At 63.5% G+C, this 15,267-nt stretch carries 12 protein-coding genes; 9 read left to right on the top strand and 3 right to left on the bottom strand.

What is annotated here, in order from left to right; all coding sequences use genetic code 11:
- The first annotated feature begins 268 nt into the window (after positions 1-268).
- The 4 genes from phaC (FS665_RS14700) (at position 269) to FS665_RS14685 (ending at position 5,227) form a co-directional block, all read left to right on the top strand.
- Positions 269-1,948, top strand: a complete 1,680-nt coding sequence (gene phaC, locus FS665_RS14700; protein ID WP_145189684.1) for a class II poly(R)-hydroxyalkanoic acid synthase — start codon at positions 269-271, stop codon at positions 1,946-1,948.
- Positions 1,949-2,011: 63 nt separating this feature from the next.
- Positions 2,012-2,863 (top strand): poly(3-hydroxyalkanoate) depolymerase, encoded by an 852-nt coding sequence (gene phaZ, locus FS665_RS14695; RefSeq protein WP_145189682.1) that lies wholly within the window; start codon positions 2,012-2,014, stop codon positions 2,861-2,863.
- A gap of 54 nt (positions 2,864-2,917) precedes the next feature.
- On the top strand, positions 2,918-4,600 hold the full coding sequence (gene phaC / locus FS665_RS14690; protein WP_145189680.1) for a class II poly(R)-hydroxyalkanoic acid synthase: 1,683 nt from the start codon (positions 2,918-2,920) through the stop codon (positions 4,598-4,600).
- A 12-nt stretch (positions 4,601-4,612) separates the two neighbouring features.
- Positions 4,613-5,227 (top strand): TetR/AcrR family transcriptional regulator, encoded by a 615-nt coding sequence (locus FS665_RS14685; protein WP_145189678.1) that lies wholly within the window; start codon positions 4,613-4,615, stop codon positions 5,225-5,227.
- A gap of 55 nt (positions 5,228-5,282) precedes the next feature.
- On the opposite strand, the gene FS665_RS14680 is transcribed toward FS665_RS14685, so the two are convergent.
- Both FS665_RS14680 and FS665_RS14675 read right to left on the bottom strand, forming a co-directional pair.
- Complete coding sequence (locus FS665_RS14680) at positions 5,283-6,044, bottom strand: phasin family protein (RefSeq protein WP_145189676.1); 762 nt, start codon at positions 6,042-6,044, stop codon at positions 5,283-5,285.
- 10 nt (positions 6,045-6,054) lie between these two features.
- Entirely contained in the window at positions 6,055-6,474 is a 420-nt protein-coding gene (locus FS665_RS14675) for a phasin family protein (RefSeq protein WP_145189673.1), read from the bottom strand.
- A 171-nt stretch (positions 6,475-6,645) separates the two neighbouring features.
- Between FS665_RS14675 and FS665_RS14670 the strand changes: the two genes are divergently transcribed.
- Positions 6,646-11,373, top strand: a complete 4,728-nt coding sequence (locus FS665_RS14670) for a DUF6543 domain-containing protein (protein WP_145189670.1) — start codon at positions 6,646-6,648, stop codon at positions 11,371-11,373.
- 19 nt (positions 11,374-11,392) lie between these two features.
- Here the strand turns inward: FS665_RS14670 and FS665_RS14665 are convergent, their stop codons facing one another.
- The gene (locus tag FS665_RS14665; RefSeq protein ID WP_145189667.1) at positions 11,393-11,668 is read right to left on the bottom strand and encodes a polyhydroxyalkanoic acid system family protein; all 276 of its coding nucleotides are present in this window, start codon (positions 11,666-11,668) and stop codon (positions 11,393-11,395) included.
- 124 nt (positions 11,669-11,792) lie between these two features.
- On the opposite strand from FS665_RS14665, the gene ubiE reads away from it, so the two are divergent.
- The 4 genes from ubiE (at position 11,793) to hisI (ending at position 15,267) form a co-directional block, all read left to right on the top strand.
- Positions 11,793-12,563: a bifunctional demethylmenaquinone methyltransferase/2-methoxy-6-polyprenyl-1,4-benzoquinol methylase UbiE gene (ubiE, locus tag FS665_RS14660; RefSeq protein ID WP_145189664.1), complete on the top strand. Its 771-nt coding sequence runs from the start codon at positions 11,793-11,795 to the stop codon at positions 12,561-12,563.
- Complete coding sequence (locus FS665_RS14655) at positions 12,563-13,186, top strand: SCP2 domain-containing protein (protein WP_145189661.1); 624 nt, start codon at positions 12,563-12,565, stop codon at positions 13,184-13,186. The genes ubiE and FS665_RS14655 overlap by 1 nt, the downstream gene beginning before the upstream one ends.
- Positions 13,183-14,802, top strand: coding sequence for a ubiquinone biosynthesis regulatory protein kinase UbiB (gene ubiB, locus FS665_RS14650; RefSeq protein ID WP_145189658.1), 1,620 nt, complete (start codon positions 13,183-13,185; stop codon positions 14,800-14,802). Before FS665_RS14655 ends, ubiB begins: the two co-directional genes overlap by 4 nt.
- A gap of 72 nt (positions 14,803-14,874) precedes the next feature.
- Positions 14,875-15,267: a phosphoribosyl-AMP cyclohydrolase gene (gene hisI, locus FS665_RS14645; protein WP_145189655.1), complete on the top strand. Its 393-nt coding sequence runs from the start codon at positions 14,875-14,877 to the stop codon at positions 15,265-15,267.

Genomic DNA, 15,267 nt, shown 5'->3' with positions numbered 1-15,267 from the left:
TTGTCTTGCGCATTACATGAAAGTCGGGTAACCAATGGAACTGGCAAGCTCCCTGCATCGCCTTGCAGGCAGGCACTGGCTGGTGTGTCGAGGTCGCGAGCGAACGCAGGCAGTCTTTACCCATAACCTTCGCAGCTCATCGCCCACGCATCCGGCCCGCAGCACCGCTGTTCCTTATCACTGGTCACCCGAGTAGCAGTACCGGGCTGTCGACTGTGCACTGGCCACAGCAAACCGGTACTCGTCTCAGGACAACGGAGCGTCGCAGATGAGTAACAAGAACAACGATGAGTTGCAGCGCCAGGCCTCGGAAAACACGCTGGGCCTGAACCCGGTCATCGGCATCCGCCGCAAGGACCTGCTGAGCTCGGCGCGCACCGTGCTGCGCCAGGCGGTGCGCCAGCCACTGCACAGCGCCAAGCATGTCGCGCATTTCGGCCTGGAGCTGAAAAACGTGCTGCTGGGCAAGTCCAGCCTGACCCCGGAAAGCGACGACCGCCGCTTCGCCGACCCGGCCTGGAGCCAGAACCCCCTGTACCGCCGCTACCTGCAGACCTACCTCGCCTGGCGCAACGAATTGCAGGCGTGGATCGGCGACAGTGACCTTTCGCCACAGGACATCAGCCGTGGCCAGTTCGTCATCAACCTGATGACCGAAGCCATGGCGCCGACCAATACCCTGTCCAACCCGGCTGCGGTCAAGCGCTTCTTCGAGACCGGCGGCAAGAGCCTGCTCGATGGCTTGTCCAACCTGGCCAAGGACATGGTCAACAATGGCGGCATGCCCAGCCAGGTCAACATGAATGCCTTCGAGGTCGGCAAGAACCTGGGCACCAGCGACGGCGCGGTGGTCTTTCGCAACGACGTGCTCGAACTGATCCAGTACAGCCCGATCACCGAACAGGTGCATGCCCGCCCCTTGCTGGTCGTGCCGCCGCAGATCAACAAGTTCTACGTATTCGACTTGAGCCCGGAAAAGAGCCTGGCACGCTTCTGCCTGCGCTCCCAGCAGCAGACGTTCATCATCAGCTGGCGCAACCCCACCAAAGCCCAGCGCGAGTGGGGCCTGTCGACCTACATCGATGCCTTGAAAGAAGCCGTGGACGCGGTCCTGGCGATTACCGGCAGCAAAGACCTGAACATGCTCGGCGCGTGCTCCGGCGGGATCACCTGCACGGCGCTGGTCGGTCACTATGCGGCCCTTGGCGAGCAGAAGGTCAACGCCCTCACCCTGCTGGTCAGCGTCCTGGACACAACCCTCGATACCCAGGTGGCGCTGTTCGTCGACGAGCAGACCCTGGAGGCGGCCAAGCGCCACTCCTATCAGTCAGGGGTGCTCGAAGGCAGCGACATGGCCAAGGTATTCGCCTGGATGCGCCCCAACGACCTGATCTGGAACTACTGGGTCAACAATTATCTGCTGGGCAACGAACCGCCGGTGTTCGACATCCTGTTCTGGAACAACGACACCACGCGCTTGCCCGCTGCGTTTCACGGCGACCTGATCGAAATGTTCAAGAACAACCCGCTGACCCGCGCCGACGCGCTGGAGGTCTGCGGCACCCCCATCGATCTGAAGCAGGTCCAGTGCGACATCTTCAGCGTGGCCGGCACTGCCGATCACATCACCCCATGGCAGTCGTGCTACCGCTCGGCGCACCTGTTCGGCGGCAAGATCGAATTCGTGTTGTCCAACAGCGGCCATATCCAGAGCATCCTCAATCCACCCGGCAACCCCAAGGCACGCTTCCTGACCGGTGCCGATCGCCCAGGTGATCCGATTGCCTGGCAGGAAAACGCCGACAAGCACGCCGATTCATGGTGGCTGCATTGGCAACGCTGGTTGGGCGAACGCGCAGGCGACTTGAAGAAGGCCCCCACGCGCCTGGGTAATCGTGCCTACCCTGCCGGCGAAGCAGCACCTGGCACCTACGTACACGAGCGCTAAGTTGCAACGCCGTGGCCGCGCGGTGCGTGCCACGGTGCATCCTCCAGCCACAGAGCCACGCGCATGCCGCTACCCTACGTTTTTCGCACCGTCGAACTGGACGAACAATCCATCCGTACCGCAGTGCGTCCAGGCAAGCCGCACCTGACGCCGCTGCTGATCTTCAATGGCATCGGTGCCAACCTGGAGCTGGTCTTCCCGTTCATCGAAGCCCTGGACCCAGACCTGGAAATCATTGCCTTCGACGTGCCCGGCGTCGGCGGCTCGTCGACCCCGCGCCACCCGTATCGCTTCCCCGGTCTGGCCAAGCTCACCGCGCGCATGCTCGATTACCTGGACTACGGCCAGGTCAACGTCATCGGCGTGTCCTGGGGCGGCGCGCTGGCCCAGCAGTTCGCCCACGATTACCCCGAGCGCTGCAAGAAACTGGTGCTGGCGGCCACCGCTGCCGGCGCAGTCATGGTACCTGGCAAACCCAAGGTGCTGTGGATGATGGCCAGCCCAAGGCGCTATGTGCAGCCTTCGCATGTGATGCGCATCGCTCCGCTGATCTATGGCGGCGGCTTTCGCCGCGATCCCGAGCTAGCCATGCATCACGCCGCCAAGGTGCGCTCCGGCGGCAAGCTGGGCTACTACTGGCAGCTGTTCGCCGGGCTCGGCTGGACCAGCATTCACTGGCTGCACAAGATCCAGCAGCCGACTTTGGTGCTGGCCGGTGACGACGACCCGCTGATTCCGCTGATCAACATGCGCCTGCTGGCTTGGCGAATTCCCAATGCCCAGCTACACATTATCGACGACGGCCACTTGTTCCTGATTACCCGGGCCGAGGCCGTCGCGCCCATCATCATGAAATTCCTCCAACAAGAACGTCAGCGCGCGGTCATGCACCCCCGCCCGGCTCCGGGTGCGTGAAGGTGAGGTGAAAGCAGCGGCAGCGCTGCACAGGGTCAGACAAGGAGTGTTGCCATGCAAGACCACCCGGGCAAGGGAGCGCCGACGCATCCCGCCACCCACAGCGATGCGCACCAGGCCATTCTCGGCGTGCGTGGCCGTGACCTGTTGTCGACCTTGCGCAGCGTGGGACGCCACGGCCTGGGCAATCCGCTGCCTACCGCCCGCCACCTGCTGGCCCTGGGTAACCAGCTGGGGCGGGTGATGCTTGGCGACACCCCGTACCAACCCAGCGCCCGCGATAACCGCTTCGCCGATCCAACGTGGCGCCAGAATCCGTTTTACCGGCGTAGCCTGCAAGCCTACCTGGCCTGGCAGAAACACACCCGCCTGTGGATCGACGAAACTCACCAGAATGCCGATGACCGCGCCCGCGCGCACTTTCTGTTCAACCTGATCAATGACGCCCTGGCGCCGAGTAACTCGCCGCTCAACCCGCTGGCGGTCAAGGAGCTGTTGAATACCGGTGGGCAGAGCCTTGTGCGCGGTATCGGCCATCTACTCGATGATCTGCGCCATAACGATGGCTTGCCACGGCAGGTGGACGAGCGTGCGTTCCAGGTGGGCGAAAACCTGGCGGCCAGCCCTGGCGCGGTGGTGTTTCGCAACGAACTGCTGGAACTGATCCAGTACCAGCCGATGAGCGAAAGACAACACGCCCGGCCCGTGCTGGTGGTGCCGCCGCAGATCAACAAGTACTACATCTTCGATCTGCAACCGACCAACAGCCTGGTGCAGTACATGCTCAAGAACGGCCTGCAGGTCTTCATGATCAGCTGGCGCAACCCCGATCCGTGTCATCGCGAGTGGGGCCTTTCACGCTATGTACACGCCTTGGAAGAAGCGCTCGACGCCTGTCGCAGCATCAGCGCCAGCCGCGACCCGCACCTGATGGGCGCCTGCGCAGGCGGGCTGACCATGGCCGCGCTACAGGGCCATCTGCAGGCCAGGCAGAAGCTGCGGCGGGTGCGCAGTGCCACTTACCTGGTGAGCTTGCTCGACAGCCAGTTCGATAGCCCGGCGAGCCTGTTCGCCGACGAGCAGACCCTCGAGGCGGCCAAACGCCGGTCGTATCAGCGCGGGGTGCTGGACGGTGGCGAGGTGGCGCGTATCTTCGCCTGGATGCGGCCCAATGACCTGATCTGGAACTACTGGGTCAACAACTACCTGCTGGGCAAGACACCGCCGGCATTCGACATCCTTTACTGGAACGCCGACAGCACGCGACTGCCGGCCGCCTTGCACCGTGACCTCCTGGACTTTTTCAAACTCAACCCGCTGACCCGTGCCGCAGGCCTGGACGTGTGTGGTACGCCCATCGATCTCGGCCAGGTCGACCTGGACAGCTTCACCGTAGCCGGCAGTAATGACCATATCACCCCTTGGGACGCGGTGTACCGTTCGGCCCTGCTGCTCGGCGGCGACCGGCGCTTCGTGCTGGCCAATAGCGGGCACATCCAGAGCATCATCAATCCACCCGGCAACCCCAAGGCGCACTACCTGGAAAACCCCACATTGGCGAGTGATCCACGCGCCTGGTTGCACGACGCACAACGCCGCGAGGGCAGTTGGTGGCCAGCATGGCTGGAGTGGATCAAGCCACGTTCAGGGCCGCTCAAGGCGCCACGCAGCGCGTTGGGCAATGCCCGTTATCCTGCACTGGGCCCCGCACCGGGCACTTACGTGCTGAGCCGATGAGAAGCCTGACTGATGAAGACCCGCGACCGCATCCTCGAATGCGCCCTGCAGTTGTTCAATCAGCAGGGCGAGCCAAACGTCTCGACCCTGGAGATCGCCAATGAGCTGGGCATCAGCCCTGGCAACCTGTACTACCACTTCCATGGCAAGGAGCCTTTGATCCATGGGCTGTTCGAGCGTTTCGAGGATGCGCTGATGCCGTTGCTCGACCCGCCTGTGCACGTGCGGCTGGATGCCGAGGACTACTGGCTGTTCCTGCACCTGATCGTCGAGCGCATGGCGCAATACCGCTTTCTGTTCCAGGACCTGTCCAACCTCAGCGGGCGCCTGCCCAAGCTGGCACGCGGCATGCGCGGCCTGATCAACGCACTCAAGCGCACCTTGGCGGCCTTGCTGGCCAGTCTCAAAGGCCAGGGCCAGGTGGTCAGCGGCACCCAGGCACTGGGGCAGCTGGTCGAGCAGATCACCTTGACCCTGTTGTTCTCGCTGGATTACCAGCGCGTACTGGGGCGCGAGGGGGATGTGGGCGTGGTGGTCTATCAGGTGATGCTGCTGGTCGCGCCGCATTTGCACGAGCAAGCGCGCGACGCGGCGCAGGCGCTTGCGATGCGGTATCTGGAGGTTTGAAGCCGGCGCTTCGCGGGGCGATCCTGGCTAGCCCGCGAAACGCCCCCAGCCGCTGTCAGATCAACGTGCCGGTGCCGCTTGGCGCCGATGGCGCGGTGCTGGCCGAAGCTGCAGATGACGTCTGCTCAGCGCTGGCAGCATCACTGGCAGAGGCGGCCGCCGCCTTGCGTGGTGCCTTCTTGGCGGCGGGCTTGGCGACGGCTCTCTTCGCTGGCGCGGGCTTGGCCGGCGCCTTGGCGGCTGGCTCGGCTGCTGCCGACTTGCTCGCTGCCGATTTGCTGGCTGCGGGTTTGGCCGCTGCCGATTTTGCCGCAGGCTTGGCCGCGCTCTTGGCTGCAGGTTTGGCCAACGGCTTGGCCGTCGCTTTGGCGGAGGCAGGTTTTTTCGCAGCCGGCGCTGACACAGGGGTCACCGATGCACCGGTCAGTTTCTCGATCTGCCTGGTCAGGGTGTCGACCTGCTGGTGCAAGGCCTTGATCTCGTTACGGCTCGGCACACCGAGGCGCGAAATGGCGCTGTTCAGGCGCTTGTCGAAGGCTTCTTCGAGTTCGCTCCATTTGCCCAAGGCACGGTCCTTGACCCCCGCTACACGCGATGAAGTCGAGGACTTGGCGGTGTCGGCCACCTCCTCTGCGGTCTGCTTGGCCTGTTTCTCGGCCTTCTCACCGTCCTTGACCAGTGAGTCGAACAGCTTGGAGCCGTCCTGGTCGATTTTCGAGTAGATACCCAGCCCTGCCAGCCAGATCTTGCGGGAGTACTTCTCGACCCCGCCGACCCAGGAGCTGCCGTCTTTATCGGACTTTTTCTTGCCAGCCATCCTGCTCTCCTTATGGTTTGTGCGCGACGCGCTCAAGCAGCTGATGCAGCTGTTCAAGCTTGATGGACAACGCCTCAACGTCATGTTTAGACGGAATGCCAAGGCGATTCAAGGCGCGACCTACCCGTGCGTCGAAAGCTTTTTCGATCTTTTCCAGGCCAGTTTCGACGTTACCCCGCACTCGACTGATTTCAACGCTTGCCTCGTCGATGTGCTGATTGGCCGCGTCGAGTTCTTCGTCGATGCGCTGTTTGCCGCGTTTCTCGACACCTTCGCCGGCCTTGACCAACGCGTTGAAGTAATCGGCGCCATCCTGCCCGACCCGAGCGTAGGCGCCGATGCCGGCCAGCCAGATCTTGCGCGCGTAGCCGCGCACTTCGCCCAGCGTGCCGGGCGCGTCGTCTTTTTTCTTCACAGTCACTTTGGCCATGCTCTGTACCTCATGCTCATCAGTGGAGGGAAACTGCCCGTAGAAACGGATTGAACACACGGTAGGGAAGAAAATTAGAAACTGCACCCTAGCGCGAAGCGGGATTTATCTACCTCTGCCGCCTGGGGCGTTCGACTTAGGGTCGCGGGTCACCTCAAGCGGAGCCCAACCATGCACCCTTCCCGACTTTCCTCCGTAGTGCCGGCCAGGCAACAGGTAGCGGCCTGTTTCACCGGGCGCCCGACGTTGCGCCAGACAGTGGCCAAAGAAGGCTTCAGCGTGCTGCAGGCCAGATGCCCATGGATCAGCCATCACTTCCCCCGCGTGCAGTCGCTGGAGCACATCTGGCTGATGCCAGCCGACCAAACGCCTGCCGTCGCCTTGGTAGATACGTTGCTCGAGCATTGGCTGACCCACCAACCCTTGCGCCTGGCCGCCGATTCGCAGCTCAGCATGGCGCCTCCTGAACCCCTACGCGCGCCCGAGCATCCTGCAGGCGAGCATGCATTTGCTGACAACGTCATGCCGATGGAGCAGCTCAGTGCCGACTTCAATGGGTTTCTGGAAGCATTGGTCGAGGTGTTTCAACGGGCACAGGTCAGCTACTGGACCGGCAGCGAACCCGGCTCGGACATCTCGCGTCTGCACTGGGTGGCGCAACTGCTCAAAGGCATCCTGCTTGCAAACATCGAGTATCAAGGCCTGGCCGACGACGAGAAGGAGCTGCTGTACGCCCTGAGCGAGGGCGGTGCGCAGGCACCGAGGGTTTCTGCCCTGCAGATCACGCTGCTCGATCAGGGCATCACCCATGAACGGAATCTCCCTGACCTGCTGGTGCACGTCGAGCGCGGCGGTCGGCAGACGCTGCTGTGGTGCAACCCCTGCGCAACCGTACGCAGCTTCGACAGCCTCGAGGCCTTCGGCACGGCACTGGACGGCTTTCTGTCGCAGATCTATCGCTTCGACGCGATGACCTGGGCCTGTCAGAAGCTCGAGGAGGATCCGTTCGCCTACCTGGCCATGCAACTGCTGAACGGGGTGCTCGACAGCCTGGGACGGCTTTGCCGCGAGGATGTTACCGAGGTTTCGGTGCTCGAAACGCTGTACAGCCTGTTGAGCGACCCCTCGTGGGTGTTCTGCGACAGTGAAGTGGCCCCTGCCGTCACGTTCCATGCCGCGCTGCCCGCCTGGCTTGACCAAGCCAGCGCCACCGATCGCTTCGAGTATCAACAGGTACTGTTCGAGCTGGCTGCGCGCCAGGCCCTGAGCAAGGGCGGCGCATCGACGAGCGATATCGACAGCCTTGAGCAGTATGCGGCGCGGCGCCTGAGCGAGCAGATGCGGCTGGACCACCCGGACAGCCCAGCGCTGGATCCGGACGCGTTGCAAGTGTCGATCGCCCAGGTGGTACAGGTGTCTTCCACAGGCCCGGCACGCCTGGAACCGCTGCGCACGGAGAGCCTGACCGCGTTGGCGATCGCGCGGCTGCGCGGCAGCGACAATGAGGCGCTCACTGGCGTGACCGATAGCGATTCAGGCAGCGTGCCAGCCTGGATGAATCCGGACTATGTCCAGCAGATGGTCTACACGCTGGATATCGGCGGCCAGTATCCGCTGTACGTCAAAGCCCGACTCGACGAGGCTGCCAGCCACCCGCAGCGTCTGCAGGCGTTCGCCGTCGAGTGGCGAACTGCGCTGTTGCTCAACGCCCTTCGTGCCAGAATCGAGCGACGCCTGAGCGAAAACGCATGGTACGCCTTGTCGGGTTTCTGCCGCACCCGCTCGAGCGAGGCGACGGACATTCAGATGGCCCCGCTGGCGTTTCGCTGCACCCCGCAAGCCTCGGCAGCCAACACTGTCCACTACACGTTTCTGCTCAGATTCGTCGCCCTGGACTGCTGGGTGCTGTATCGACCGCTGTTGATCGACGACGCCATCAGGCAATACGACAATCTCGGTCAGTTGATGGCTGACATTCGCGCCGAAGGCGAACTTCAGCAGAACATGCTGGCGTGGCTGGACGACGATGCCCGGGACATCTACGCCGACGGCGGCTTCGCCAAACCCAACCTGCATCGCGACCTCGCCGAACTGGCACATCTGCTGGGGGGTGCTCCGGGCATTCTGGACGCATTGCTGCGAGCGCAGCGAGTGCCGGCGAGCATTTCATTCACGGCCTGGCAGGGCGACCTGGACAACCCCATGTTCCAGGCCCGCGGACAAGCACTGACATTGCTCGCCTCGCGGCAAAGCCCCTCCAATGCACAACTGCGCTGGAGCATGATCACGCAATTGGCCTGGCTCGCGTTCGATACCCTCGTCGCCTTGTTACCGGGGCCAGTGGCGAGCGTGCTGTGGCTGCTGGGCAGTCTCAAGGCCATCAAGCAGGATATGGCGGCGCTCACTGACGGTGGCCAGGGCGAGCGCGTGCTAGCTGGCGTCGATCTGCTGATCAATCTCGCCATGTTGCTAAGCCATCGGCATGGCGCGGGCGAGGTCGACACCGCCGCCTCATCATCCATCGAACCCAAGCTGCTGGGCGTTCAGAAGCGCCAGGCAGAAACCACCTTCGCCTGCGAGGAACCCCGACAAGTTGCCTGGAAACCCGTCGAGCAGCTGCCACAGGCACCGCTCAACGTCACGCGCTGGGCCGACACGCAGCGGCTTGGCAACCTCTCGGCTGAGCAACGTCAGCGCCTGAACGGACTGCGCGCAGCCATCGACCTGCGCGGCAGGCAGCCAGAACCGCATGGCCGTTTGCGTGGGCTGTTCAAGGTGGAGGGCCGTTACTATGTCGACCTTCAGGGCAGTGCCTTCGAGGTTCAGGAAAGCTGGTCAGGTCTGCACATCATCGGGCCTGAGCAATGGCGTAGCGAATGGTCCGGCCAATGGGGCGGTAACCCAGACGGCTATTACATCGCCGGTCGCGAGCGCAGTGTGGGTCCATGGGTCACGCGCTGGAACGGCCAGTGGGCGCTTGGCCTGAACCTCGCAGGAGGCATGCCCAGGACCCGCCAGGCCATCAGCGAGGCGAATCACAAGGCTTACCTGGCACTCAAGGAGACGACCAAGGCCAACAATGCCGCCTTGGTCAAACTCGATGACCTGGCGCGGCCCAACACCGCCCGCATCATCCCGTATGAAGAGGCTACGCAGGCACTCAGGCAGGACATCGAGCGCTTGCCTGAAGATCAGGCAGGCACTTTGCCTGACGAGCTCAAGGCGCGGCGTGATGCCCTGACGCAAATGCGCCGCGAGCTGCATCCGCACATCCATATGCTCGCGTTGCTGCGCGAAAAGCAGGCGGCCTACCTGGTGGCCAACATCGACTTGTACACACAGCTGTGCGAGCCTCGCTTCGCCCGCTTCGACCCCATCGAAACAGCGCGATACGCCCGAGGGCAGTGGTCCGAGCAGCTGCTGGACAATGACATGTACCTGTTCCATCGCCTGCTCGAAAGCAACGACTACGACAGCATCAAGACCAGCTCCAACACCCTGGCGAAGCTGGAGTGGGGCGAGGAGCAAGCGTCGCTCTATGCCAGCTACCGTGAGCGCCTGGGCAGTGCGCTGGACGTGCATCGCCGGCTATTGGTGGTCAGTACACGCCTGGATGAAAACCTCACGGCCTTCATGGGCGATGCGCAGGTGCAGTTCGACAACAAGGCGCAGAAGATCAACCGCTATGTCGATCAGCGCTACTATTCGACTTTACTGGTACGGGGCCAGATCGTCAGCGACCTGGCCCACCTGACCCTTGACCGCGATCTGTTGACGCTGGAGAGCTTCGACGAACTGCTGCGCCTGCAGGCCGGGCTGCATGACAGCGACCTGCAGCGCGCGATACTCAGCCATGATGGCCTGGCCACCGCCGAACTGCCCGCTGATCAGCAAGCAGAGATATTGAGCAACGTCGTGCGTGAATACGACCGCTCGCTCGCCGTGGCCAACTATATGCTGGCCGTCGAGGATCCGGCGATCAACGCAGCCAGGCTGACTGAATACAGCACCAGCCTGTCGGCCATCAAAGCCCTGGCCGAGCGGGACCTGAGCCATCGCCTGAAGGAGCAGGCCAGCGGTGTCGCCGCGCCACTGCGGGCGCTGCCGTACCGGCCCAAGCCCGGCAAAGCCAAGTTGATCCGGACCGCACGCGGCAAGGCGGTGCTGGCGCAGCAGGGCTCGAATGAGGACCATGCCGTCCAGCGCGACCCGATCACCCGGCAGTCGATCGCACGCTTTGAGCTGCGCGGTGATCGCTGGTACGAAGTGTCCGCCCCAGCGGCTGAAAAAAGCGCCATGGCGTTGCGCAACATCGGTACCGGACTGTTGGCGCGCAAGGAGCAACAGCTCGCCCTGGCCGCCCGCTACACCAGCGAGCCGAACAGCCTGGCCGACCTGTTGGACTGGCATATCAATGACATGACTGAAATCGCCAGCCAGCTTGAGGCAGGCCCCGATGATGGCCACGCGCTGGCCGGGCGCCTGCGCCTGGCAGCCGAGGAGATGGAGCGCGAAAAAAACCGCCTGCTCACCGCGGCCTACATCGACACGCGCCACCCGGACAGCACGGCGCTGCGCTACCTGCTGGCACGCGGCGAGGTGGACATCACCCTGGCAAAATCGCGCAAGCGCCTGGGTGATGGCGATTTTCTGGATGTCTATGCCATCGACCGGATATCGCCGCGGCGTAAACTCTGGGAGGCACACTTCCATTACACCGATGCCGGGGCCGCACCGCAGGCCTTCGCCAAGGGTCACTTGAAGTTCTGGGAGCCCCGCTCACTGAACCGTGACGAGCAACTGCTACGTTCGACGACCCCCGCCGAGCGCATTCGCATCTACCGCGGCGACCTGAGCCACAAAGAGGCGGCGGAGCTCATCCCCTTCCTCGATTCATAAGCGCGAAAGGCCCTGCGCCTCAGGCCAGGGCCTTGTCCAACGCTCGCTCGATTTCACCCTTGATCGTGCCGCTCATCATCGACAGCATCAGGCCAAGCTTCAGATCCACGCGGATGCTGTCATCGGCGATCTGCACGCTACCCTTGGCGCCGCTGCGCGCCACATCGACGCGGTCGCCATCCCAGGTGGCCTTGAGGTCGTACTCGCGGGTCAGCTTGTCGACCAGCGCCTCGGCCTTGGCACGAGCGGCTTGGCGGCCGAGAGTGTGTTTGCGTTCGACGCTGATCTGGGTCATGCAGGTGTTCCTGGGTATCTAGACATAATCTGCATTATGCCCGCCCCCGCACCCCGGCACACCCTGCCAAGACAAATCCGCTGGTTGGCCCTAGAATGGCGGTAATTTTTTTCGGTGAAGCGATATGAACGACCAGCGCAAAGGCGACCACGCCGAACCCACCACCCATTTTGGCTACAAGGACGTCCCGGAAAGCCAGAAAGCCAAGAAGGTCGCCGAGGTGTTCCACTCGGTGGCGGCCAAGTACGACCTGATGAACGACGTGCTCTCCGGCGGCATGCACCGTCTGTGGAAGCGCTTTACCATCGAGCTGTCGGGCGTGCGCCCCGGTAACCGCGTGCTGGATATCGCAGGCGGCACCGGTGACCTGGCGGCCAAGTTCTCGCGCCTGGTCGGCGCCAACGGCCAGGTGGTGCTGGCCGACATCAACGCCTCGATGCTCAAGGTCGGCCGTGACCGTCTGCTCGACCGTGGCGTGGCCGGCAACATCGAGTTCGTGCAGGCTGACGCCGAGCAACTGCCCTTCCCGGACAACCACTTCGACTGCGTGACCATCGCCTTCGGCCTGCGCAACGTCACCCACAAGGATCAAGCGATCCGCTCGATGCTGCGTGTGCTCAAGCCAGGCGGGCGTTTGCTGGTCCTGGAGTTCTCCAAGCCGACCAACAAGCTCATGTCCAAGGCCTACGACGCTTATTCGTTCGCCTTCATGCCCCTGGCCGGCAAGCTGATCACCAACGACGCCGACAGCTACCGCTACCTGGCCGAGTCGATTCGCATGCACCCTGACCAGGAAACCCTCAAGAGCATGATGGTCGAGGCCGGCTTCGACCGCGTCACCTACCACAACATGACCAGCGGTATCGTTGCCGTGCACCGGGGAATCAAACCCTGATGCTGCTGGCCGGGCTGCTCGCCAGTGTCGAACATGGCCTGAACCGTGTCCTGCGCATGGACAGCACGGCCATGCCGCGGCTGGCCGCGCTGGAGGGCAAGGTCATCGAAATCGACTGCCGGCAACCGGCCATGCAGGTGTTCATCCTGCCCGATGACGAAGGCCTGATGCTCGCTGCCCACTGGGAGGGCGAGGTCGACTGCAGCCTGCGCGCGCCGGCAGCCAGCCTGGCGCGCCTGGCCCTGGCCAAGGACAAGACCGCGGTGCTGCACAGCCCGCAGGTCGAGCTGCACGGCGACAGCGCCGCACTGCTCGATCTGTTCGGCGTGCTGCAGGACCTGGAGCTGGACTGGGAGCATGAGTTGCAACGCTGGCTCGGCCCGGTTGCCACGGCGCTGCTCGCTGGCCACATCCGCCTGCGTGCGCGCTGGACCCGCCAAGGCCTGGCACGCTTCAGCCAGAGCCTGTCCGACTACCTGGCCGAAGAATCGCGTACCCTGGTGGGCAAGCGCGAAGCCGAGGCCGCGTTCAGCGAACTCGACACCCTGAAACTCGACATCGAACGCCTTGAGGCACGCCTCAAGCGACTTTCCCGATCCCTTGATACCAGCGATAACGCATGAAGCTGCTCGCCGTACGCCGTCTTTTCCGCATCCAGCGCGTGGTCATTCGCTACCGTCTCGATGACTTGCTGTTCGACCAGCCTTTACCGTGGTGGCTGCGCAGCGTGCGCCTGCTGCTGCCGTGGCGCTGGCTGCCGCGCAAGGCCTCGCCGCTCACCCGTGGAGCCCGCCTGCGCATGGCCCTGCAGGAACTGGGGCCGATCTTCATCAAGTTCGGCCAGTTGCTGTCGACCCGTCGCGACCTGCTGCCCAACGACATCGCCGATGAACTGATGTTGCTGCAAGACCGGGTTCCGCCATTCGACCCCAAGCAAGCCGTGGCATTGATCGAAGCGCAGCTGGGCGCGCCGGTGGCGCAGCTGTTCAGCCGCTTCGACGTCGAGCCGCTGGCGTCCGCGTCGGTGGCCCAGGTGCATGCCGCACGGCTGAAGACCGGCGAAGAAGTGGTGGTCAAGGTCGTGCGTCCAGGCCTGAAACCGATCATCGCCCAGGACATGGCGTGGCTGTTCCAGATCGCCAAGGTCGCCGAACGCGCCTCGGCCGACGCCCGTCGCCTGCACCCGGTCGAGATCGTCAACGATTACGAAAAAACCATCTACGACGAGCTCGACCTCTTGCGCGAAGCGGCCAATGCCAGCCAGCTGCGGCGCAATTTCGAAGGCTCCGAGCTGATGTACGTACCCCAGGTCTACTGGGACCTGTGCCGGCCCAAGGTGTTGGTAATGGAGCGCATCTATGGCGTGCCGGTGACCGACATGGCCACCCTGGCCGACCAGCGCACCGACATGAAGCTGCTGGCCGAACGCGGCGTCGAGGTGTTCTTCACCCAGGTATTCCGTGACAGCTTTTTCCACGCCGACATGCACCCAGGCAACATCTTCGTCAGCACGGTGAAACCCTGGAGTCCGCAGTACATCGCCATCGACTGCGGAATCGTCGGCAGCCTCACCGCCGAGGACCAGGACTATCTGGCACGCAACCTGATCGCGTTCTTCAAGCGTGACTACCGCCGCGTGGCCGAGTTGCACATCGACTCCGGCTGGGTGCCGGCGCAGACCAAGGTCAATGAGTTCGAAGCCGCGATCCGTACGGTGTGCGAGCCGATCTTCGAAAAACCATTGAAGGATATTTCTTTCGGCCAGGTGTTGATGCGCCTGTTCCAGACCGCTCGGCGCTTCAACATGGAGGTGCAGCCGCAGTTGGTGCTGCTGCAGAAAACCCTGCTCAACATCGAGGGTCTGGGCCGTCAGCTGTACCCGGACCTGGACCTGTGGACCACTGCCAAGCCTTATCTGGAGCGCTGGATGCGCGAACGCATGAGCCCCAAGGCCGTGCTCGGCAACATCCACAGCCAGGTCGAGCAACTGCCGCACCTGGCCGACATGACCCGCGACCTGCTCGAACGCCTGTCGCAACCCCACCTTGAAGACCCGAAAATGCCGGATCGCCGGCATCGCGGCGACCGCTGGGCCTTGCGCCTACTCGGCGCCGGGCTGCTGGGCGGCGGCGCGGTGCTGGCCACCGGTGCTGCCGAGGCCGCCAGCCTCGCCGCCCCGGCCGCCTGGCCGGCCTGGTTGATGCTGGCTGCCGGCCTTTACCTGATCGTGCGCCAATAGCCAGCCGCGCTGCTGGCTGGCACACTAGCGCAAAGGGCTCGGTACAGGAGCGGGCCCGATTTGGAGTCGACGATGAAAGACTGGCTGGACGAGATCAAGTGGAACAGCGATGGCCTGGTACCGGCGATCGCCCAGGACCACAAGACCGGACGCGTTTTGATGATGGCCTGGATGAACCGCGAAGCGCTGGCACTGACCGCCGCTGAAAATCGCGCCATCTATTGGTCGCGTTCGCGTGGCAAGCTGTGGCGCAAGGGCGAGGAGTCCGGCCATGTGCAGAAGCTGCATGAAATGCGCCTGGACTGCGATGCCGACGTGATCATCCTGATGGTCGAGCAGCTGGGTCATATCGCCTGCCATACCGGCCGTGAAAGCTGCTTCTATCGGGTCTTCGAAAACGGCCAATGGACCATCGTCGATCCGGTGGTCAAAGACCCGGACGCCATCTACAGCGCAGGACACTGA

Origin of the sequence: Pseudomonas sp. URMO17WK12:I11 (genome assembly GCF_007677725.1) — a bacterium.
Lineage (GTDB): Bacteria > Pseudomonadota > Gammaproteobacteria > Pseudomonadales > Pseudomonadaceae > Aquipseudomonas.
The sequence above is the reverse complement of the archived record's forward strand: the minus strand, read 5'-3'. Positions and strand labels throughout refer to the sequence as shown.